Annotated in this window: 19 protein-coding genes, 1 tRNA gene and 1 riboswitch; of the genes, 7 read left to right on the forward strand and 13 right to left on the reverse strand. The window is 40.0% G+C overall.

Annotated features, from left to right (window positions below; translation table 11 throughout):
- Positions 1-99: 99 nt before the first annotated feature.
- From A33I_RS16975 to A33I_RS16985, 3 genes are all read right to left on the reverse strand, one after another.
- Positions 100-2,268, reverse strand: coding sequence for a DNA topoisomerase III (locus A33I_RS16975; protein ID WP_022629531.1), 2,169 nt, complete (start codon positions 2,266-2,268; stop codon positions 100-102).
- Positions 2,269-2,403: 135 nt separating this feature from the next.
- Positions 2,404-2,718, reverse strand: a complete 315-nt coding sequence (locus A33I_RS16980) for a DMT family transporter (RefSeq protein ID WP_022629532.1) — start codon at positions 2,716-2,718, stop codon at positions 2,404-2,406.
- A 2-nt stretch (positions 2,719-2,720) separates the two neighbouring features.
- Complete coding sequence (locus tag A33I_RS16985) at positions 2,721-3,092, reverse strand: DMT family transporter (RefSeq protein WP_022629533.1); 372 nt, start codon at positions 3,090-3,092, stop codon at positions 2,721-2,723.
- A 64-nt stretch (positions 3,093-3,156) separates the two neighbouring features.
- A riboswitch (guanidine-I (ykkC/yxkD leader) is annotated at positions 3,157-3,258 on the reverse strand.
- 451 nt (positions 3,259-3,709) lie between these two features.
- Here A33I_RS16985 and A33I_RS16990 point away from each other — a divergent pair.
- Positions 3,710-4,333: a cell wall hydrolase gene (locus tag A33I_RS16990; RefSeq protein WP_022629534.1), complete on the forward strand. Its 624-nt coding sequence runs from the start codon at positions 3,710-3,712 to the stop codon at positions 4,331-4,333.
- A 55-nt stretch (positions 4,334-4,388) separates the two neighbouring features.
- Here A33I_RS16990 and A33I_RS16995 read toward each other — a convergent pair whose 3' ends face one another.
- Complete coding sequence (locus tag A33I_RS16995) at positions 4,389-5,582, reverse strand: class I SAM-dependent rRNA methyltransferase (RefSeq protein ID WP_022629535.1); 1,194 nt, start codon at positions 5,580-5,582, stop codon at positions 4,389-4,391.
- Positions 5,583-5,747: 165 nt separating this feature from the next.
- Between A33I_RS16995 and A33I_RS17000 the strand changes: the two genes are divergently transcribed.
- On the forward strand, positions 5,748-6,506 hold the full coding sequence (locus tag A33I_RS17000) for a class I SAM-dependent methyltransferase (RefSeq protein ID WP_022629536.1): 759 nt from the start codon (positions 5,748-5,750) through the stop codon (positions 6,504-6,506).
- 45 nt (positions 6,507-6,551) lie between these two features.
- Here A33I_RS17000 and aldA read toward each other — a convergent pair whose 3' ends face one another.
- A complete protein-coding gene (gene aldA / locus A33I_RS17005; RefSeq protein ID WP_022629537.1) occupies positions 6,552-7,994 on the reverse strand; it encodes an aldehyde dehydrogenase in 1,443 nt (480 codons plus the stop codon).
- Between the two features lie 251 nt (positions 7,995-8,245).
- Here aldA and A33I_RS17010 point away from each other — a divergent pair, with 251 nt between their 5' ends.
- On the forward strand, positions 8,246-8,587 hold the full coding sequence (locus tag A33I_RS17010) for a YflT domain-containing protein (protein WP_012960839.1): 342 nt from the start codon (positions 8,246-8,248) through the stop codon (positions 8,585-8,587).
- 45 nt (positions 8,588-8,632) lie between these two features.
- Here A33I_RS17010 and A33I_RS17015 read toward each other — a convergent pair whose 3' ends face one another.
- Complete coding sequence (locus tag A33I_RS17015) at positions 8,633-10,306, reverse strand: putative bifunctional diguanylate cyclase/phosphodiesterase (protein WP_022629538.1); 1,674 nt, start codon at positions 10,304-10,306, stop codon at positions 8,633-8,635.
- A 497-nt stretch (positions 10,307-10,803) separates the two neighbouring features.
- Here A33I_RS17015 and A33I_RS17020 point away from each other — a divergent pair.
- Positions 10,804-10,874 (forward strand) — tRNA-Cys (locus A33I_RS17020).
- Positions 10,875-10,987: 113 nt separating this feature from the next.
- Positions 10,988-11,263 carry a hypothetical protein gene (locus A33I_RS17025; protein WP_022629539.1) on the forward strand — a complete coding sequence of 92 codons (276 nt, stop codon included), beginning with the start codon at positions 10,988-10,990 and terminating at the stop codon, positions 11,261-11,263.
- An 11-nt stretch (positions 11,264-11,274) separates the two neighbouring features.
- Here the strand turns inward: A33I_RS17025 and csaA are convergent, their stop codons facing one another.
- A complete protein-coding gene (gene csaA, locus A33I_RS17030; RefSeq protein ID WP_012960843.1) occupies positions 11,275-11,607 on the reverse strand; it encodes a chaperone CsaA in 333 nt (110 codons plus the stop codon).
- A 269-nt stretch (positions 11,608-11,876) separates the two neighbouring features.
- Between csaA and A33I_RS17035 the strand changes: the two genes are divergently transcribed.
- Positions 11,877-12,890, forward strand: coding sequence for an LLM class flavin-dependent oxidoreductase (locus A33I_RS17035; protein WP_022629540.1), 1,014 nt, complete (start codon positions 11,877-11,879; stop codon positions 12,888-12,890).
- Between the two features lie 71 nt (positions 12,891-12,961).
- On the opposite strand, the gene A33I_RS17040 is transcribed toward A33I_RS17035, so the two are convergent.
- A complete protein-coding gene (locus tag A33I_RS17040) occupies positions 12,962-14,161 on the reverse strand; it encodes an iron-containing alcohol dehydrogenase (protein ID WP_022629541.1) in 1,200 nt (399 codons plus the stop codon).
- 155 nt (positions 14,162-14,316) lie between these two features.
- On the opposite strand from A33I_RS17040, the gene A33I_RS17045 reads away from it, so the two are divergent.
- Positions 14,317-14,988: an Lrp/AsnC family transcriptional regulator gene (locus tag A33I_RS17045; protein ID WP_022629542.1), complete on the forward strand. Its 672-nt coding sequence runs from the start codon at positions 14,317-14,319 to the stop codon at positions 14,986-14,988.
- A gap of 42 nt (positions 14,989-15,030) precedes the next feature.
- Here the strand turns inward: A33I_RS17045 and A33I_RS17050 are convergent, their stop codons facing one another.
- From A33I_RS17050 to A33I_RS17070, 5 genes are all read right to left on the reverse strand, one after another.
- Positions 15,031-15,918, reverse strand: a complete 888-nt coding sequence (locus tag A33I_RS17050) for an NAD(P)/FAD-dependent oxidoreductase (protein ID WP_022629543.1) — start codon at positions 15,916-15,918, stop codon at positions 15,031-15,033.
- Positions 15,919-16,010: 92 nt separating this feature from the next.
- Positions 16,011-16,610, reverse strand: a complete 600-nt coding sequence (locus tag A33I_RS17055) for a hypothetical protein (protein ID WP_022629544.1) — start codon at positions 16,608-16,610, stop codon at positions 16,011-16,013.
- Positions 16,611-16,621: 11 nt separating this feature from the next.
- Positions 16,622-17,818, reverse strand: a complete 1,197-nt coding sequence (locus tag A33I_RS17060) for a ParM/StbA family protein (protein ID WP_012960849.1) — start codon at positions 17,816-17,818, stop codon at positions 16,622-16,624.
- Positions 17,819-18,307: 489 nt separating this feature from the next.
- The gene (locus tag A33I_RS17065; protein WP_022629545.1) at positions 18,308-19,906 is read right to left on the reverse strand and encodes a glutathione ABC transporter substrate-binding protein; all 1,599 of its coding nucleotides are present in this window, start codon (positions 19,904-19,906) and stop codon (positions 18,308-18,310) included.
- Between the two features lie 300 nt (positions 19,907-20,206).
- A complete protein-coding gene (locus tag A33I_RS17070) occupies positions 20,207-22,243 on the reverse strand; it encodes a catalase (protein ID WP_022629546.1) in 2,037 nt (678 codons plus the stop codon).
- Positions 22,244-22,459 lie beyond the last annotated feature (216 nt).

A 22,459-nucleotide genomic window follows, 5' to 3' on the forward strand; every position in this document is an offset into this window, starting at 1 on the left:
GACCCCTGTTCAGTACAGAGATCATCTTATTAAGGCTGCCTAGGCTTTTTAAAAATGTCCTTTACAAAGGGTACACTTTAGGCTAGGGTCTTAGTCTTTTTATTTATCTAATTTAAGCTTAGCTAATGCATCCGCAAGAGCGGTATTTCCAAAGTCTTCATCTTTGTTTTGTTTTTTCATATAGTTTGAAACCTCACGCTTTGAGACTTGCTTATGCTTATTTTTCTTTTTCCGTTCATTAAAGACCGACAGCTTCTCACGATGACCGCACACACAAGCAAATGTTTGACCTTCTCCTTCTCCTCTAAGCTCAAGTTTCTTTTTACATTTAGGGCAGCGAGCATTGGTGACCTTCGCTATATTCTTTTTATAGCCGCACTCACGATCCTGACACACTCTCATCTTCCCTCTTTTACCATTCACTTCAAGCATCAGTTTGCCGCATTCAGGGCATTTGCTTCCTGTTATATTATCGTGACGGAAGGTTTTATCACTTGCCTTAATTGACCCTACAATTGATTTGGCATACTGCTTCATGTCAGAGATAAAAGCCTGCTTTGTCAGCTTCCCATTCGCAATCGCTTCAAGCTTTTGTTCCCACTCAGCCGTAAGTGCAGGAGTACGTAAATCTTCTGGAACCAGATCAAGCAGCTGCTTGCCCTTAGACGTGATAAAGAGATCTTTTCCTCGCTTTTCAATTAAAAAGGATTGGAAAAGCTTTTCGATAATATCTGCTCTCGTAGCAACGGTTCCAATCCCACCTGTTTTTCCAAGGGTTTCTGCAATCTCTTCCGTTTTATTTTCCATAAAAGCTTGAGGACGCTCCATCGCAGAAAGCAATGTTCCTTCATTAAATCGAGCTGGCGGCTTTGTCTCACCTTTTGTGAGGGTGCAATTTTTAATCGTGAATTCTTCAGCTTCCTTTACCACAGGGAGCCCTTCGCTTTCTTCCTTTGTATCGTATACGACTTTCCATCCTAACGCGAGAACTTGGTCCCCCTTCGCTTCAAACTGCTCCCCACAAGCTTCAGCCTCTATTTTGGTCTGCTCATACTCATAAGCCGGGTATAATACAGCTAAAAAGCGTCTAACAATCAGATGGTAGAGCTTGTATTCCCTTTCTGATAAAGCAGATGGTGCCGGGGCCTGCTCTGTAGGAATAATCGCATGATGGTCCGTCACTTTACGGTCATCAACAAAATGAGAGCCCGCTTTCAATGGACGTTTCCTGATGTCTGAAACGAATTTCCGGTAAGGCTGTACATCACATGCTTTTAAGCGGTCTTCTAGTGTTTCAACTAGATCTGACGATAAGTAACGTGAATCTGTTCTTGGATACGTTACTGCCTTATGGTGTTCATATAACTTTTGCAACGTGGAGAGCGTTTCTTTTGCCGAGAAACCAAACTTCTGGTTCGCCTCACGCTGCAGTTCTGTTAAATCATACAATTTAGGAGCCAACGTTTTCTTCTTCTGCTTTTTAACTGCTTTAACGGTGAGCTTTTCTCCTTCAAGCTTTTCTTTTAAGTTCTTGGCATGTTGATCATCGAAGATTCTGCGTTCTCCGCTTTCTTTTTGATACCACTGAAAGCGAAGACTATCTTGTACCGTGATAAATAATTGGTCAAATGACTTCGGCTTAAATGCCTGTATATCTGCTTCCCTTTTAGCAATCATGGCAAGTGTCGGTGTTTGCACACGCCCGCAAGATAATTGCGCATTATATTTCGTTGTCAATGCACGAGTCCCGTTCAGTCCTACATACCAATCTGCTTCAGACCTAGCAACTGCAGCATCATATAGCGGTTCATATCTCTTTCCATCTTTCAGCTGAGAGAACCCTTCTTGAATCGCTTTATCAGTAACCGATGATATCCATAATCGCTTGACCGGCTTCTGACAATGCGCCTTCGCTAAAATCCACCGTGCAACAAGCTCCCCTTCTCTCCCCGCATCGGTAGCAATTATGACTTGATCCACATCTCCCCTATTAAGCTGAGCTTTCACGGCGTGGAACTGTTTACTCGTTTTTTTAATAACCACTAAATTAAGTTTCGACGGCAGCATCGGTAAATCTTCTAGTTTCCATGATTTATATGTATCACCGTAGCTTTCAGGATCTGCCAGTGTGACAAGATGACCAAGAGCCCAGGTCACAATATACTTTGAGCCTTCAAAGTATCCATTTCCTTTTTTCTCACACTTCAACACTCGCGCTAAATCTCTAGCTACGGAAGGTTTTTCTGCTAGTACCACAGACTTTTTCATTCAAACACCCTTTCTCTTAATCCTCCAAAACATATCGACAAATCATCCTCCAATTATGATAGCACCCCCGCCGTTAAAAAGATATCGCATTGCTGTTTCACGTGAAACATCCTTTATTGTTCCACGTGAAACGTTTTATGTTACTAATTTAAGCCCAATCGCTGCGCACAGAATCATTGCAAGGAAAACAAGCCTTTTCCAATCGGTTGATTCTTTATAAAGGATCATTCCTAGAAGCGCTCCTCCTGCTGCACCGATTCCCGTCCACACAGCATAGGCCGTCCCCATCGGCAATCCTTCCATCGAAGCTGCCAGAAATAGAAAGCTGATCACAAAAGAGCTTCCGAGCATGAGTAAGCTGGTCATTTTATGGTCATGATGCCACTTATTAATCATGGCTACACCAGCCATTTCAAATAGTCCTGCTAAAATTAAATACACCCATTCCATTCTTACTCCACCCCTTTCTCCTGCTGGCTATAATCTTCATTCGTTACAAGCTTTAATCCTATAACCCCAGCTAAAAGCAACCCTATCAGAAGAACCTTTATTATTTCTAACGGTTCTCCAAATAATAAGAATTCTGCAGAAACGGTGCCCGCAGTACCCAGCCCTACAAATACAGCATATGCAGTTCCAACCGGCAGCCTTTTTCCTGCTTGAATTAACAAGTAAAAGCTGACTGCAATTGCTATGACTGTGACCATCCACTCCCACCACTGGGAAGCATGTTTTAATCCAATCACCCAGCCAACCTCAAAAAGTGCTGCAATGACAATCTTTCCCCACTCTACATTTAATTTTTCATTTGTTCTCCTGCTCATTCTCTCTCCTCCTCCTTTATCACAACAAAAAAAAGCCCGGGACATACTCTTTTCTAAAAAGAATATCTCCCGGGCTTTTATCCCTCCGTGTCACAATTGGTTTCATTGTGGGTTTTCTCTCGGACCAGTCCAGCTGAATTACTGCGGAACCCTAGAAAACAACATGTATTCAATTGCCTACATTATTTCAACTTCCCTTTTTAATGTCAACCGGAAAATGTTAACTTCATTTATTTCTACCTAGTTTATGATATGCCATACGCTTTAAAAAGGAGGTAATTGCTGTCATTTAGTTATTGTATTTGTAAATATATTGAAATAACCAACTACTTCATTCTATCTTTTTACCAAAAAATATAAAAACAAGAAAAAATGTGTCCTTCTATGCAGGTCATCTTACTAATTTTGAGTAAAACAAATAAAAATGTCACTGTTTACATCCTTTGTGTCCCGGATGATGGTCTCTTGTTTACAGCAGAAAGGCTATGAAACAATAAAATTAATCAACAATCACCCTGTATAGACTGAGACATTTTAAAGAGTGATGTTTAAAAAAGCTTCATTCGTGGTAAACAGTTTTGGTCAATACATACAGGAATTTTATGAGGAGTGATGACATGAAACAACTATTATTGTTAAGTAAAACATTTGTAGCATTAGCTATTCTATTTTTCATTTCACCAACAGAAGGACACGCTCACAGCTTGCTGAAACAAGGAGATACGGGTGCAGAAGTAGAAGAGTTACAAAAGCAGTTAATTCAACTAGATTACTTAGATACAGATGCAACAGGTTACTACGGATCTCAAACCGACCAGGCTGTCCGAAACTTCCAAAGTGATTTTGGGTTAGTTGTAGACGGACTTGCAGGAGTTGCTACACATAGTTTATTAGAAGAAGTACATAAGTTAGCGAAAATTGTCTACGGTGAAGCACGTGGAGAATCTTTTGAAGGACAAGTAGCCGTAGCTGGCGTTGTATTAAATAGAGTAGAATCTGATGAATTCCCTCAAACTCTTGCAGGTGTCATCTATCAGCGTAATGCATTTACTGCGGTTCATGATGGACAATATGAGTTAACACCTGATGCGACAGCATACCAAGCCGTAAGAGAAGCATACAAAGGTACTGATCCAAGCCAAGGGGCATTATATTATTTTAACCCAGACATCGCGACATCTGAATGGATCCAAACAAGAACAGTAGAACATCGAATTGGCAGCCACGTATTTGCTAATTAAAAAACAAGCCAGGCTCTTATTATCAGGGCCTGGCTGTTTCATTGTATCCACTTTCTTATATCAGCTTCCTTACAAAAACCACTTTTAAATAGTTTCCTTCAGGAAAAGCCTTCGTCGTTTTAAAATCAGGCGGCAGAGTATAGCTCTCTTCCATTTTGTAGCGGTACCCTTCCTTTTTAAACGCTTGATCGATAAAGCCTTTAAACTTCTTCATTCCAAATGTACTGCAATTTGTAGAAGCAACAATGACCCCGTTATCTTCCGTAATTTGAATCGCTTCTTGCAGCAGACTTGTATAGTCCTTCTGTGCACTGAACGTATGTTTTTTTGACCTAGCAAAGCTTGGTGGATCTAAAATAACTATATCAAAGCTCAAGTCCTTACGTTTAGCATAATTAAAGTATTTAAATACGTCCATAACAACAATGTCGTGGGCCTCGTAATCCATTCCATTTACACTAAACTGCTCAATCGTCTTAGGGAGACTTCTATTAGCTAAATCAACGCTCGTTGTTTTGGTCGCTCCGCCTAATGCTGCAGCTACTGAAAAAGCTCCTGTGTAAGAGAATGTATTCAGTACCGTTTTACCCTCTGCATAAGAATCACGTATCTTTTTTCGCACCTCTTTTTGATCAAGAAACACCCCTACCATCGGGCCATCATTTAAATATACCGCAAACTGAATTCCATTTTCTAAAACAAGCAGCGGGAACTCTCCCCGGTCTCCAGTAACAAAATCATCATCTTCTACATACGTCCCTTTTTTATTGAACCGCTTCTTTTCATATAACCCTTTAAAATTGGGAGCAGACTGCAGTGCTTCACTAACCCAATCCCGAAAACGATAGATCCCTTCACTGTACCATGTCATCACATAATATCCGTCATAATAATCAATTGTGAGACCACCTACTCCGTCACCTTCACCATTAAATACACGAAACGCAGTCGTATCATTTGATTCAAAATAAGAGTTTCTATGGTTAATGGCCTGATGAATTCTCCCTAAAAAGAACATAGAGTCAATTGCTTCATGCTCATTTCTCGTTAAAATCCATCCATACCCTTTATTCTGGCGTCCATAATAGCCTCTGCCAATAAAGTTTCCACGCGTATCAACAAGTGAGAGAAGCATTCCTTCTTCCTTTAACGGCTTAATATTTTGGATCGCCTCTTTCTCAAGCAAAGGAGAGCCTGATTTAATTTTTTTTATATGTGAATCGTTTATCGTTACTTTTAACTCGTTCATCTATCTCGTCCACCCAACATTGCCTATTTTCCCGCATGCCACGCACGGGGTTGCACGTTCTTGTTCTGTAGGGTGATTATATCATTATTCTAAATAGAACTAAATGTACCCCGCTGCAACCAAGTATGTTAAAATTTTCTAATAACTGATTTAGGAGTGAAGCGTTTGAAGTTAACTAATCTTGAAAAATACCATGATCCTCTGCTTTATGACACTCAAAATGATACGTACACAAAAGACTTATCTCTCATAGAAGAATACGCTGGTCTATGTCACGGTCCGATTATTGATCTTGCATGCGGTACGGGAAGAAGTGCGGTATATCTAGCAGAACGAGGCCACCACATCATTGGGGTCGATATTCACCAAGGAATGTTAGACCGCGCTAGGAAAAAAGCAGAAGCCAAAAATGTCAAAGTAGATTTCTACTTGCAGGATGCAACAAAACTAAACCTCTCAGTAAGGAGTCCCTTTCTTTTTCTAGTTGGAAATGCCTTTCAACATTTCTTAACCAATGAAGAGCAGGATGCCCTCTTAAGCGGGATTCATGCGCACCTTGAGGAGGAAGGAATTTTCTTGTTCGGTACTCGCTTTCTAGAAAAAGAAGATATTTTAGGGGTGAAACCATATGAGGTATCCTTCACAGATCATCTTGGCAGAAAGGTTACAGAGGTTTATGAAGACATTTATCACCCCCTAGAGCAAGTGCTAGAGTGCGTATCACAAGTGATAGCAATCGACGGTGAAAAGGTACAAAAAGAGAAAGAAACGATCCGCCTTCGCTTTGTTCTCCCACAAGAGATGAAACGGCTCCTCGAAGGACATGGATTTACTATTTTACACGCTTATAGCGATTGGAATAAGACACCAATGCATGCAAAGAGCAAGCAAATGATCTATGTATGTAAGAAAGATTCTGTTTAACACCTGCAAAGAGGACTGACCATTATGCAGGTCAACCCTCTTCTCTTAATCTTCTTTATATTGCATATAGACAACATGTGTAACCAAATAGTCCTCTAAACCATGCTTTCCATCAGCACCGCCAAGCCCTGATTTTCTCATGCCAGCATGGTACCCTTGTATCGCTTCAAAATTCTCACGGTTAACAAATGTCTCGCCATATTCCAAGAGAGCAGTGGCACGCATCACTTCATGATAGTTTTCACTGTAAATAGAAGACGATAGTCCGTACTCGGAATCATTCGCCATTTCAATCACTTCATCAAAATCACGATAAGTTGTGACCGGAAGTACGGGCCCGAAAATTTCTTCTTTCATAATCGCCGAATCATGCTTCACGTCTTTTAACAAGGTAGGCTCAAAGAAAAAGCCTTTTTCTACTTCAGCTGGCTGTCCTCCGACAAGAATCGTAGCCCCGTCTTTCACGGCTTCTTTCACCATATCATAAATGCCCTCTAAATGATCTTTGCTTATTAATGGCCCTATATCCGCCTTTTTATCTTCTAGCGGATTGCCATACGTTGCAGCTTTCATCGCATCAACCATTTTCAGTAGAAATTCATCTGCTACGTCCTCATGAACATATACTCTCTCAGCATTTGTACACGCCTGCCCTGAGTTTGTCAGGCGTGACGTTTTAATACTTTTCACAGCCAGATCGAGATCAGCATGCTTTGTAACGATTGCTGGTGCCTTCCCGCCTAATTCTAAATTAACCTTTGTAATCTGCTGGGCAGCGGCCTCCATTACTTTCGTTCCCGCTTTAATGCCCCCGGTCATCGTCACCATCCCTACTTTAGGGTGTGATGCCATGACGTTGCCAATTTCGGACCCTTTTCCAGTCACATAATTATAAACCCCTTTTGGCAAGGAAGAACGGTGAACAAGTTCATTAAATTTCGCTGCTGTATTTGGTGTTTGCTGACTCGGCTTAAGCACAATCGTACAGCCTGCAATTAAAGCAGTGGCTACTTTTCTCGCCAAAATAAACACTGGGAAATTCCATGGCACAATTCCTGCAATTACACCAATCGGCTTTTTGTGTATAAATATTTGTTCATTTGTCTGATCACTTGGAACAATTTCACCTTCAATTTTTCTCGACCATTCAGACATATAATAAAAATAATCAATCGCCATATCCACTTCGCCCACTGCAAGGTCATAACTCTTACCTTGCTCTTCGATTAGAAGACGAATAAATGTTTCTCTTTCGTCTTTCAACGCATCCCCTAACTCGCGGACGATTTTTCCTCTTTCATTTGAAGGAACCTTCTTCCATGATTGCAACGCATCATACGCTGCATCAATTGCCTTGTTTGCATCCTCTTCAGTACCGTTTGCAATCCTTGAAATCACTTCTTCTGTAGACGGATTAACGACATCGATAAATTCCTTTGACGTTGAATCAATAAACTCTCCTGCTATATATAATTTATGCGGGTCCATCCTTTTGCCTCCTTATATGAAAAGTACCTACAAAAGCTTTTCCTATTTTGTACGTTTCTTAAACACCTTTTAGACAATCAGTGCACAACGCCAGGAAAAATGTCTTATTTTCATAATTTCACAAATTGAAAATAACCCGCTGATACAGCTTGGCTCGTGGCAATCCGCCCCTCTATATAAACTCGAAAAAAACACCTCTCAGGTTTTAAAATGTCGGAGGCGGGTACATTTTCACCAAGGAGGCGATAACGATGAAACCAAACTATAAAGAGTTCCAAAATGACGAAGAAGTTGTACGTGAAATTGAAACATTGAAGGCTAAAGGTGTAGACCCAGCAACAATGTATGTCATCACACATGATGATGATCGTACAGACCGCATTGCAGATAATTCAGATGCCAATACAGTTGGAGCGAGCGAAGTAGGTCTTGGGACCTCCATTAAGAATGTGTTCCGCAAAAAAGGTGATGAACTGCGCGCTAAATTCTCAGAGCTCGGCTTCACTGAAGCAGAAGCAGAAAATTTAGAGAATAAACTAGATCAAGGTAAAGTCATTCTTGTCTTAAAAGAAGATCACCCTGTTAATATGTAATAAAAATAAGCTCGATCTGAGGCTGTAACTCAGATCGAGCTTATTTTACTGGTTAACTAATACTTTAAGCCGGCTTTGAAGCTCTTTAACTGCTTCTGGTAATGAATGCTCATCTACAGGTTTTGAAAAATAGTACCCTTGCAGCTCATCACATTTAGATTCTAAAAGCATTTCTGCCTGCTTGCTTGTTTCCACACCCTCTGCAGTTACACGCAGTCCAAGTTTTCTAGCAAGTGAAATAATCGAATGGACAATATGATATTCTTTCGTCTCTTTTTCGATATTATGAATAAAGACTTTATCGATTTTAATTTTATCGACTGGAAGCAAACGTAAATAGTTCAATGAAGCATTACTGACACCGAAATCATCAATTGCTACACTAAAACCTACCTCTTTTAAGCGCGATAACTTATAAATAATCGCTTGCTCATTTTTTAATAAGGAATGCTCTGTTATTTCTAATTCAATCTGCTCTGCAGAAATTCCATATTCCGATACCCCTTCAATTAAGCGGCTTTCGATAGACGGTGCGGCTAATGTTTTAGGCGATAAATTAACAGCCACCTTTGCTTTAGGATCGTTTAATGATCGCAGGAACTCACACGCTTTTTCAATGACCCACTCGTCGATCAGCTGGATGAAATCTCTGTCTTCTGCAACGAGTATAAATACATCAGGCGGAATCGTACCTAGCTTTGGACTAAACCACCTAAGAAGTGCCTCGAAATGAACGGTTGACGTTTCCACATGAACAATTGGCTGAAAATAAAGAGTCAATTCTTTTCTAGAAATCGCTTTACGGAGCTCACGTTCTAGAATAGGCTTATTCATCACTTCGTTCGTATGCTTATTAAAATTAAAGACCGTAATAGCTTGTCCGCCTTTTTGCTTCGCTTGAAACATGGCATGATACGATTGGTTAATTAAATGTTCAATCGGCAATTCCTCGTTGCGTTTGTAGGCGATCCCCATGACGGACTGTACCGATAAATTCATTTCATCAATTAAATACGGCGCCTGAAGCTGACGTTGAATCTCAGCAGCTACCTGACAAATTTCCTTATCGGACACAACATAAAAAATATATTCATCTCCAGCAACTCGAGCTAATCCGCTTTCTTCAAATTGCAGGACGCGCAGCATACGATTTGTCATTTCAATCGTAAATTCATCCATCGATTCATGGCCAATCAAGTCAACAATCCGCTCAAACTGATTAATTTTCAAATAACATACAGCTAGCTGCTTATCAGGTGTATTTTTTACTTTGCTCTCAAGCTTTTCTTTTAAACCCTTAATGCTCGGCAGTCCTGTCAGCGAATCAAAAAAGTCATCATGAGTCAGCTTCTCAGTGAAACATAATAAATAGTTGATGAAACCATCATCTTCTACGATCGGTGTGATCACTGACTTACCCATTTGATTCATCGATTCAACATTCATTTTATCCTTATAGGTTACAGGTTTTCTTTTATGAATCGCATCAAGATACATTTGTTGAAGGTGTTCTGCGATATAAGCAGGGTACACATCATCTATATATTTCCCTAGGCAGTCTTCGGTTAAAGAAGCATATTCTAGTGCCCCGTGACTGAAATAAGCATATTTAAAACGTCCTTCTACGTACTCCATCAAAAATACAATATCATGAAGCTCTTCTAACGTTTTTATGATGTGGCTTAATTGAATCGTCTTATTTCCAATGCTCTCATTCATCAAATCACCTCTTTCTAGCAGAATTGCGCAGATGTCTATAACATGATTCGATTAGACCTTTTCTTTTATATCGACCTAAAAGCAGAGTTCTTTCTGTTTATTCTAACTAATTTTTCCTATAAGCGAAATATGTTTTTGTTAGGGAGGCTAAAGAATGATTCATAAGGAGAGTTCATACATGAGGGAGTTATGAATCCAGATGAAAAAAAGCCGGTTCACGCTTGTGAGACCGACTAAATTTCTAGGATCTAGGGGAGCCTGGATTTGTATGTTTTTGCTGTTTGCGTTTATTTAAAAACTTTCTTACGATCGGATAAATAATAGGTGCCCACTTGATAATACGTTTAATTAATCGTCCCAAGGATAACGCCTCCTTTTTATGTAATTAAGATACCCTTTTACTCGCTTTTCAAACATTAAGGTTGACTTTATATGATTGACTTTAACTCATTGGTTCTAAACCCCGATCTAATGCATAGAGTAGAGTATAAAGATATGGCAGCATCGCCAAGCGGTAAGGCAAAGGTCTGCAAAACCTTCATCCCCGGTTCGAATCCGGGTGCTGCCTCTAGTTCACCTCGCATTTGCGAGGTTTTCTCCACGTTTAGCCCTAATTTCTCATTCATGATCACCCATTTCATAGTAACATTAAGGTAAATACTGGATGAGGGGTAAAAGTGTATGTCAAATATAGTAATACTAGGCTGCTTTTTTATTGCGGTATCTGCTTTTTTATATGCCTCCAAACATATGACTGCCGCGATGATGGTCATGAACTTAAATTCAACAGAAGCGAACTACTTTGATGGAGGCTATTCCTCTATTTCAACAGGCATTTCCTTTTGGACAGGCCTGTCTCTTCTTGTGGGGATTACCCTGCTGCTGCTTGACTGGTTCCCTGCTATAAAAGGCTTTCTGAAACAAATAAAACAGCCAAAAAATAAAACCTCCCATTGAATGGGAGGTTTTCAGCTTATTTTTGTGCCATTTGGTAAATTTGTATCAGGCTTTAACAGCACCACGTCCCCTTCTTCAGGCACACCGCCTAACACAAGTACCTCTGACTTAAATCCAGCTACCCTTCTCGGTGGAAAATTGACAACCGCTGTCACTTGCCTGCCTATCAACTCTTCTGGGTTGTATCGTTTCGTAATTTGAGCACTTGAACCTTTTATACCAAGCTCTTCTCCAAAATCAATTGTAAGCTTAATGGCAGGCACGCGAGCGCCTACAAGCGGTTCGGCTGCTTGTATCGTGCCAATTCGGATATCTAATTCTAAAAAGTCTTCAATCGTTGCCATAGGAACCACTCCTTTATCTATTTCTCTTTTCATTCGACACCTATTGCTCATATCCTACTTTTTTGCTTAAACAATCTCTTTGAACATCTTTTGCAGCAGTTTAGATAGTGACAGGAGCTTTACCACTTTTTCAATCCTCCAAGTCGTTTTATTACGCTACCCGAAATATATTTGTTACAATATGTATATGGAAGTTTTGAACTATTCGCGCGCATACTATGTTGTGCACGGTACCTTCCAAGTACTATCTGATGAAAAGAGTTGAGATGATGTCATTAAATCAAAAAGCGAAAACGCTGAAAGATATTAAATTTTCCGTTCTTGACCTTGCACCGGTTATTGTAGGAGGAACGCCTCGTGATTCATTTAAAAATACAGTCGACTTAGCTCAACATGCTGAAAAATGGGGTTACGAGCGGTATTGGCTGGCTGAGCATCATAATATGCCTGGTATTGCCAGCTCTGCTACGTCTGTAGTCATCGGACATGTTGCCGCTCATACAAACAGCATTCGAGTAGGGTCCGGGGGTATTATGCTTCCAAACCATGCCCCGTTAGTCATTGCTGAGCAGTTTGGGACACTAGAGTCTTTATTCCCCGGACGAATCGATCTCGGTCTTGGCAGAGCACCAGGGACCGATCAAATGACGGCTTATGCGTTAAGACGTGACCGCAGAAGCAACGGCCAAGACTTCCCAGAGCAGCTTGCCGAATTACGTGAATACTTGCAGCCAACTGAAGAGCTTCGCGTTCGTGCTGTACCTGGAGAAGGACTTGATATTCCGATCTGGCTGTTAGGCTCTAGCGGGTTCAGTGCGCAATTAGCAGGGACACTCGGCCTGCCATTTGCGTTTGCCAGCCATTTTTCACCTGATAACACATTGCCTGCATTAAAAGTGTATCGTGATCACTTCAAACCATCAAAAGTTCTAGATGAGCCATATGCGATGGTAGGAGTTAATGTCATTGCGGCAGATACCGCTGATGAGGCACATCGTTTATCGACATCGATGCAGCAGCAATTTTTAAATCTCGTTCGTAATCAGCCTACGCAGCTCCAGCCTCCTGTTGAGAGCATGGACGATTTATGGACGCCATTTGAAAAACAAACGCTTAATCAGCAGCTAGGTTCATCTGTGATTGGTAATAAGCAGATGGTACAAGAGCAGCTGCAAGCGTTCCTAGATGAAACAGGAGCTAATGAAATGATGGTAAATGCACAAATTTATGATCACAAAGCACGACTCCGCTCATTTGAAATTGTTTCAGAAGTCGTTCGTTAAATAGAGGGTGCAATCTTCGTTTCCATTCAAAAAGAGGTAGAGCAGCTTACGTGCTCATACCTCTTTTTATTTTACTCTTTGATTAAATGATAAAGACGGGTGAGATCATCTTTAAGCAAGATTTTCGGTACAGGATAGAGCGGGTTCGCTTCCTTATGCGCTCTCTCTACCATTAAAGGAATATCCTCATCTTTGATATCGCTCACTTTATCTGGAATGTTCATAGCGGCATTAAGTTCTTTAATAGATCTAATGAACTTTACGGCCTTCTCTTTATCCGATTCTTCCGACTCACAAATCTCCGCTGCATCAGCTAACTCCGCTAATGGCTTATATACTGATGCTCCATAGTACTCTAAAACATGAGGTAGAATGATCGCATTCGCTTGCCCATGAGGTACACCGTAAAATGCGCTAAGTGTATGAGCAATAGCATGGACATATCCGACATATGCCCTGGTAAAAGCCACACCTGCTAAATAAGAGGCCTTCTGCATAGATCTACGGCTTTCTTTATTCAGTCCATGCGAATATGCTGTTGGTAAATGGTTAAAAATGAGGTTCACTGCCTGCAAACTGCATTTTTTCGTTTCTTCCGTATTGCTTCTGCCAATATATGCTTCAACAGCATGCGTCAATGCATCCATTCCCGTAGCTGCCGTAATATGAGCAGGGAGCTTTATAGTCAAAAGAGGATCAAGCACAGCATAATCAGGGATAAGCACAGGATCATTAACTGCGTACTTCTCCTGAGTTTCTGTGTGAGAGATGACGGCCGCTAATGTTGCTTCGCTCCCGGTCCCTGATGTCGTCGGTACAGCAAACAAAAGAGGGGTTTTTTTCTTCACTTTTAACTGACCTCTCATCTCTGAAATGCTTTTATCCGGCCTTGCCGCCCGTGCTGCTACTCCTTTCGCACAATCAATACAAGACCCACCTCCAAATGCAACAATCCCTATGCATTGATTGGAATGGTAAAGTTCCAATGCTTCTTCTATGTTTTGAATGGTCGGGTTCGGCACGGTTTTATCATAAATACACACATCAATAGAAAGACTCTTTACTTGTTCCACAAAAGGATACAGCAGGCCTGCTGAAATGATTCCCTGGTCAGTGACGATTAACAAACAATCGACCTTTTGATCTTTAATAATGGCAGGAAGTTTATCTAAGCTGCCTTCTCCTTCTAGTAAAGAAGGATAGCGCCAAGGCAGGAATGTAGAAATGATTTTATGAATAGCCTGATACGACCTGTAATAGCATGTACGCATGATATCCCCCCTCTTTTAGCTCATTTTATGCCCCAAAAAACCCAAAAAGTATAAGAAACCTTCTTTAATTGCTATACTATTAATATATATTCACTATATACCCAAAAGACCAAAAAACTCAAAGTAAATGTTTATTTAACCTAGGAGGTAGACGATTGAGCCTCACAAACCGGCGAAAACAATTTTTAGAGGAGTTAGTTCATATTTATGCTAAAACAAATGAACCGATCCATTACTCCGAGATCGCTAAAACGATTGGTGTCAGCAAATGGACCGCCTACGATATTTTAAAAGAGCTCGAAAAGCACCAATTCCTTGAGAAAACATATTCAGTCAATCCTAATGAAACAGGACGTTCTCTTGTCGTTTTTGTTCCTACAGAAAAATCCAAGGATATGTTTCTTAAAGAAAGAGTTCATATCACAAGCGAAGACGAATGGACGGGTATTAAAGAAAACGTGCTGGCTTTTATTCATCAAACAAAATCATTAGATAATCAAATCACTCCCCTGCTAGAACGAATGCCGCATGCCCCTTATAAAATTGAGGTGTGTGCTCAGTTTTTAGGAGTACTGCTCGTTTATTTAAATAACCAAGGCTCCAACGTACAACATCTTACTCTTAATATGCTGAACATCTCAAAGAATCCAGCTATTCAGCTGTCAACATTTGTTGGAGCTGTTACAGGAATGATCATTGAATCAGCAAGCGAAACGATTAGTCCTGAAATGGTCGAATTACTGCGGCAGTTTACGCATGCCCTCGAAGAATTAAAAGAAGAAGAACTAATTTATCTAATTCATCTATTAGAAGATTTACGAGCGTAATGCAAATAAACACAATGGCCTGTGGACCATTGTGTTTATTTATTAGCAGAGGGATTTATGTATCCATATGGCTGCTTGAGATCCTTCTCCCATCGCAATCGTCACTTGTTCTGAGTGAGCAGCGACATCGCCTGCTGCCCACACATGCTCCACTGAGGTCATTTTAGAGCGAGGGTCGACGATTATATGCTTGTTAGAAAGCCTCTCAGCTCCTAACTGCTGAGCCAAATCAGAACGCACCTCATTCCCGCCAAACGCAATGAACCCCTTATTTACCTTTATCACATTTCCGTTCTTTAATCTCACATCCAAAAGAAGTCCATCCTCTTCCGTCAAAGCTGAAACCTCTTCTTGGATATATTCAACACCTTTTTCTTTAAGTTGTTTAAGCAAATCTTTAGAAACTGTCTTTTTTTCATGGTTTATATACAGTAATTTCTTACTCCAATAAAGAAGGGTTAGGGCCATATTGGCTCCAACATCGCCACTCCCTATAATGACAGTTTTCATGTCTTTAATTTCATAGCCATCACAGTCCGGGCAAACATACACGCTTTTCCCGAGACAAGGGAGCAGTCCTTCAAGTTTAGGAAACCGGTCCATAATTCCAGTAGCAAGCAATACTCGCTTTCCTAATATATCTTCTCCGTGATCGGTTTGAAGAATAAAATAAGTTTCATGCTTATTTACGGTATTAACTTTCCCTTGTAAAAACTGGACTCCTAATCGTACAGCATGTTCTTTTCCAATTGATCGTAAATAGTCTCCACTTACACCATCAGGGTAACCTAATATATTATGATAACTTTTACATAATAATGATCTGCCTCCGTCGCTATCAATGACAAGGACACGATGCTCATATCTTCCTAATTGAATAGCTGCTTGCAAACCAGCAATTCCGCCTCCAACAATGACACAATCATACATGGTAATCACCTCATCTATATCATTCCCAAATAAGGTAAAACAACCATAAAAAACAGCTTCCCCCGATACAAATCAGAAGTAAGCTGTCCTACTCACTTATTCATTCTAGAAAGAAAATCACCTAATAAATCATCGGCATCCTCTTCTTCGGTATCCTCTAACTCTTCTGTAGCAGCCTGTTCTTTGTTCATTTGACTCCAGTCAAAGTTCATAAGTTCATCATCTGATGTGCGAGGTGGTGTATGTTCGACCTCGTCTGTTGCTGCAACTTCTTCTATAGCTTCTTTTTGATCTTCAAAAGAAGGAAGCTCAATTTCTTGAAGATAAAGAGCCTCATCGATATCAAGTGAAGAACTGTTAAGAGCCGCTAAAACAGATGTGGCTCGCATCGGATCAGCCAGCAGCTGATAAACAATGCTCCCTAACAAGGCTTCAGAATGAGAGTGCTTAAGCCAATTACGCTGTTCCTTGCTTAACTGTTTAGGCAAAGGAATCGTAACTGTTTCTCTGTCTTGTGAAAGTGAATGGCTTACCCCTTCTAATACATATTCAGCCATCTTGCTTGAAAAGTTTCTTCTCTCCGTCTCTTTTAACTTCTGAAGCTGCCTTAGAATATGATCAGGAGTATCAGAAGGAAGGCGAAAAGTAATCGCCTGCCCCCTTTCAATTCCTGTTGACCCCTTTTTTTTCATCATAGCACCTATTATTTCTTAGCCGCTTTTTTCTCTTGATGAGACTGAGGATCTTTCGCTGCTGCGACTTGATTATTTTTACGATCAAAATCAGCAATCAGCTTGTAGTATGCATTAGCCATCATCCAAATGCTCTCTTTCTCATCTTCAAAGAACGCAATATTATAACCGTCTAGATTATTGTTTAATGTTTTTAAGTACTCTTTTAATACCATCGCACCGCCGCCTACAAAGTAGCAAATCTCTGTTTGCGAATTTTTTTGCCATACGTTGCGAAGATGGCGATATTGCTTTTTCGCAAGTTCAAATAAAATGCGGTCTGTAATATCATGAACACTCGTACGGCTTCCTTTAACCATAATGTGATTGCGGTCTTGCTTTTTCGTAATGACCTCAACTACATCGCGGCGAGTATCTAGCTCAACACCGTGTTTCGTTCTAATTTCTTCGCGGATGGCTTCAAGAGATTCAGACACCCCAAGGTTAAAGCCTTGAGCCTTATCATCATCAACATTACGGTTTTTAATAACAGCGATATCTGTTGAAAGGCCGCCGATATCTTGAATTAAAATACGCTTATCTACTAAATCACGATTAATAATATTTAAATCTTTATCCATCACTAAGTTAATGTAAGCAGCAAAGCCTTCTGGATATACTTTTACTTGGTCAAAGCGGATGTTAACTTTTAATCCTTGATATTTAGGTGTCACTAAAAACTCTACTTGGTGAACAGAGCTTAGAAGCTGAGAACGATATCCAACATCTTTTCCTTCTTTTACTTCACGAAGCGGCAAGCCCGTCCCTAACGTATAATTTGCATCAATTACTTGATTAGACTTTTTAAACAGCTCGCCGTTTTCCGCACGAACAGCATCAAGCGCTAATGTAGCAAAAAGCATAACAAGCGTTTGATCTTCTTCAGATTTACTGCTTCCTGGGTCAAGCTCTGTCGCATTGTCGCTTTTTGTCGCTAAATTCCCCACACGATAGATCGCATTATTATCATTTAATGCGGGTGAATGGACACGGATATGTATTCCTTCTAAAGGATCTTTATCATTTAATTCCTCAATTCCAATAACAGGACGATCCTCTGTATCTCTAGCAATTACATTTGGGATATTTAATTCAAAATCAGCTTTTCCAAATAAGGCTTTAACTGAATCATTACCAACATCAATAGCTGCGATTCTACTTTTCGTCATACATGTATCAAACCTTTCCATATGAAATAATGGCTAAATAGATTAATGGATCTAAATCTATCTTTTACCATTTCTATTTAAGAGTATCTCAGCACCATCTTTCCGTCAATCACCCAATAGTTGCATTCAAATTGTATACACGTTTACATTTTTGTACACTTGTATACTATTATGTACACATAGCTTAACAGCAACATGTATACTTGTTTGTATACATGTCTACATTTTTGTATACACAAAGTTTACATTTTGTTTTCTTGTATACATTTTTGTATACATTATAAAATTACCAGTAATATCCTTCCACCTGGCACAATTAGACTACTAGAAACGTCATATCCTCTTCTTTCAAGTCCAGCTTAGAACGCTAATACTCTCCATCGAGCTATAAAAAATAAGTGCGGTACAAGCTACACTAAGATCATTAAAAAAACTCCACAAAAAAGAACCAGGCGAGACATTTCTCACCTGGCTAACTTCATGATACTACTATTGAATCGTTACATCTTGCAGCTGATATACACCAGATGCATCAGACCAGAACCCTTCAACACCTTCCCCTACTCCCATAATATGAGATGGGTGATATAAGAAAGCCATCGGTGATTCCTCATTTAAGTAGTTTGTTGCCTCTACATACATTTGAAGTCTCGTATCTTCATCTTGTTCTATACGTGCCTCATATAACATTTGATCAAACGCTTCATCTTGCATAAATACGCGATTACCAGAGCCTACACTGTCAGAGTGGAATAACATGTGCATAGGGTAATCAGCATCACCTGTACCAAGAGATAAGCCTAGAATAAACATATCATGTTCACCAGCAGTAGTAGCATCTAGGTATGCCCCCCACTCTACCACTTGAATATCAACATTAATCCCAATTTCAGCTAAGCTGGCTTGTGTAAGTTCAGCAATATCAATACGTTCACGATTATCATTTGTCCAGATTGTTGTATTAAATCCGTTTTCATAACCCGCTTCAGCTAGAAGTTCTTTCGCTCCTTCAACATCACGCTCAATCGCATCTACCTCTTCGCTAAATCCGAAGTTCGTATCATTGATTGGGCCAATAGCAGCCTCACCTGTACCATCTAAAATACCATTAAGCATCGCTTCTTTATCAAGCGTCATCGCAATCGCTTGTCTAACTAATTTATTATCAAACGGTTCTTTCTCCATATTAAATCCAAGATATGTGATACTTGCGGCATTTCGAACATAAGCTTCAGTTCCAGCCATATTTTCAACACGGCTTAAATCACTTGGCTGTACAGGGTCAATAATATGAGCTGATCCTGTCTCAAGCTCAGCAATACGTGTTAAGTCTTCAGGTACCACTCTGAATGTTACTGTATCTACCTTAGCGTTCTCACCCCAATAATCTTCAAAATTATCTAGAACAAGATGATCACCAGGCTGCCAGTTATCAAATTTAAAGAATCCAGTTCCAATAGGGTTTTCATTTACATATGTACCAGGCTGTTCTCCATTCTCTACTGCTTCGTTATCCCCGTCAATAACCTCTTTACTGATCATACTTGATGCATAATGTGCCATATGAGCAGGAAGCGGAGCAAATGGCTGCTCTGTTTTAAACTGAATTGTATGGTCATCTACTACATTAATTTCTTCCACAATTTCAAAAAGAATAGCACGCGGAGATGCTGTTGTTTCATCCAAGATACGTTCAACATTCGCCTTTACGACCTCAGCGTTGAATTCACTGCCATCATGGAAATACACACCTTCACGAAGCTTAAACTCCCAAACGTCCTCTTCAACCGGCGTCCACTCTTCTGCTAACAGAGGCTCAAGTTCCATATCGGTGTTGTACTTTACGAGTGTTTGGTAGATATTTGACTGAACATTCCCGCTTGGAACATCACTAGACGTATGTGGATCAAGTGACGTAGCATCCGATAAAACCGCTACTACAAGATCGCCGCCTCCCTCTGCTTCTGCTCCTTGCCCAGTCTCATCTGTCGTTTCGCCATTAGATGTTGGTTCGCTTGCACAGCCCACAAGTGCCAAAGCCATAGCAATAGAACAAACACCAGCTCTGAAAAATTTGCTTTTAATCATGACATCCTCCTCTAAAATAGTCTTTTTGACACATACAAAATTACTACACTATTACAAGATTGTAAACAGTATTAACAGAAAATTTTATTTTTTTATTATTTTTAGAAACTATAGTTAAATGTAAAGGACTGAATTTAAAACCATTCTTTTAGTCCCGCTAAATATATTTACTATATTTTTCCTTGATTTATAGATAAAACTCTCTTTATATATATTTATACCGAAATAATATGTCCTCTTACAAAAGACAAAAAAGAGAAGGGACATGTCCCCTCTCTGTATACATATTCAACTATTTGTTTATCGATTCCAATGGCGGTGTTCCATAACCGCTCCAGTAAGGTTTTGACTGAAAATGTTCATATCAGCTCCAGTTACTACTCCTTCTTTTTCTACAATTTCTTGTTCTTCTAGCCACTTAATACCTACATGAGTAGCCCCGATTGGCTTGAAGTGAGCATAAGCTTCTTTAATAAAGTACACAGCATCGTCTTTAAACGATGGATCAACTTCCTTTCCGCCCACTACATATAACGCATCGAACAATACAGATTCGCCAGTCAGGAAGGTGTGATCAATTTCAATTTCGCTGCCTCCTGCGCATTTTTTAATGCCTAATTTATCACTGATAAACTCTGCTTGAATCCCTTTAGACTGAAGCTCCTTAAGAACTTGCTTCACTTCGTCTCCGTTAAATCCATTATCTATAATAACCCCAACTTTACGAGTATCAGGCTTTTTAATTGTATTTTCCTGACTAAGAGCAGGAGAAGATTTTTTCACACTAGAACCTTTAGATTGAGGTAGATTCGCTCCAATCGCCTCAGCTACCGGCTTTGCTAAATCCGATGTTACGTGGGCAAACATCTCTACCACTTGCTGTTGAACCGACTTACTTTGAACTTTTCCAAGCTCAAAACTGAACGCTTCAATAATGTGATTTTTTTCAACCTCACTCATACTATTCCAGAATAATTTAGCTTGAGAGAAATGATCTTTAAAGCTTTCACTTCTTTTACGAACTTTACGCCCCTCTACCTTCTCCTGATAATGAGCATAGCCGCCTTCTTCTTCAGACGCTGGTTGTGGTGTATTAGCTGCTAAAGAGTTTTTATGATAACTTACCTGTCCTTTATTAATCGTTTGACGACCGTAGCCATCTCGCTGGTTATTATGGAAAGGACATACCGGTCTATTAATCGGCAGCTCATGGAAGTTAGGACCTCCTAAGCGGATCAGCTGTGTATCCGTATAGGAGAACAATCTACCTTGCAAGAGAGGATCATTTGTAAAATCAATTCCCGGTACTACATGTCCAGGATGGAAGGCAACTTGCTCCGTTTCAGCAAATACATTGTCTACGTTACGGTTTAACGTCATTTTCCCGATGATTTTCACAGGTACTTCTTCTTCTGGCCATATCTTTGTAGGGTCAAGTACATCAAAGTCGAAGTTAAATTCATCCTCTTCGCTAATAAGCTGAACACCTAATTCGTATTCAGGATAATCTCCATTTTCAATCGATTCCCATAAGTCGCGTCGGTGGAAATCGGGGTCTTTACCAGCAATTTTCTGTGCTTCATCCCACACAAGCGAATGAATACCAAGCACCGGCTTCCAATGAAACTTAACAAAATGAGCTTTACCTTCTTCATTAGCAAATCGGAAAGTGTGAACTCCGAAGCCTTCCATCATCCGGAAGCTGCGGGGGATGGATCGGTCTGACATTGCCCACATGACCATATGGGCAGATTCCTGATTATTTGCAATGAAGTCCCAAAATGTATCATGAGCTGATTGTGCTTGTGGGATTTCATTATGCGGTTCTGGCTTAAGGGCATGAACTAAATCTGGAAACTTAATTGCATCTTGGATAAAGAAAACAGGAATATTATTACCCACTAAATCGTAGTTTCCTTCTTCAGTATAAAATTTAGTCGCAAACCCACGAGCATCTCGAACTGTCTCAGCAGAACCTTTTGAACCTGCTACTGTAGAGAAGCGGACAAAAACAGGTGTTTTAACAGATGGATCTTGCAAAAACTTTGCCTTTGTAAACTCTTTCATAGAATCATATACTTGGAACTCACCGTGTGCTGCAAATCCACGGGCATGAACAATCCTCTCAGGGATCCGTTCATGGTCAAAATGAGTCATTTTTTCACGGAAATGAAAGTCTTCCATTAAAGTTGGACCACGTTCGCCAGCCTTAAGGGAAAATTCATCTTCAGAAACTTTTAACCCTTGATTGGTTGTCAATTTTTTTCCTTCATCTTCAACTCGAAATGATTCTAGCTGTTGATCTTTTTTATTCTGCATTTCTCGTTTATTACCCATTTCATTGTCCTCCCTTAAACATGCAATCATTTTTTTACGGTTAGTATCCAATACTCTCTACCCTTTGGAATGAATAGTAAAACAAGAAAATGATGATCATTTTTAAATTAGATGTCTTTCAACCTATTTTGTTTTCACTATTATCTGACTAACTGGTAAATAAAGACAGTCCCACCCTCTCTACTTAATTTGTTATAATACAAGAATGAACGAAAA

The organism is Alkalihalophilus marmarensis DSM 21297 (genome assembly GCF_000474275.2).
In the GTDB taxonomy this organism is placed as follows: Bacteria; Bacillota; Bacilli; order Bacillales; family Bacillaceae_D; genus Alkalihalophilus; species Alkalihalophilus marmarensis.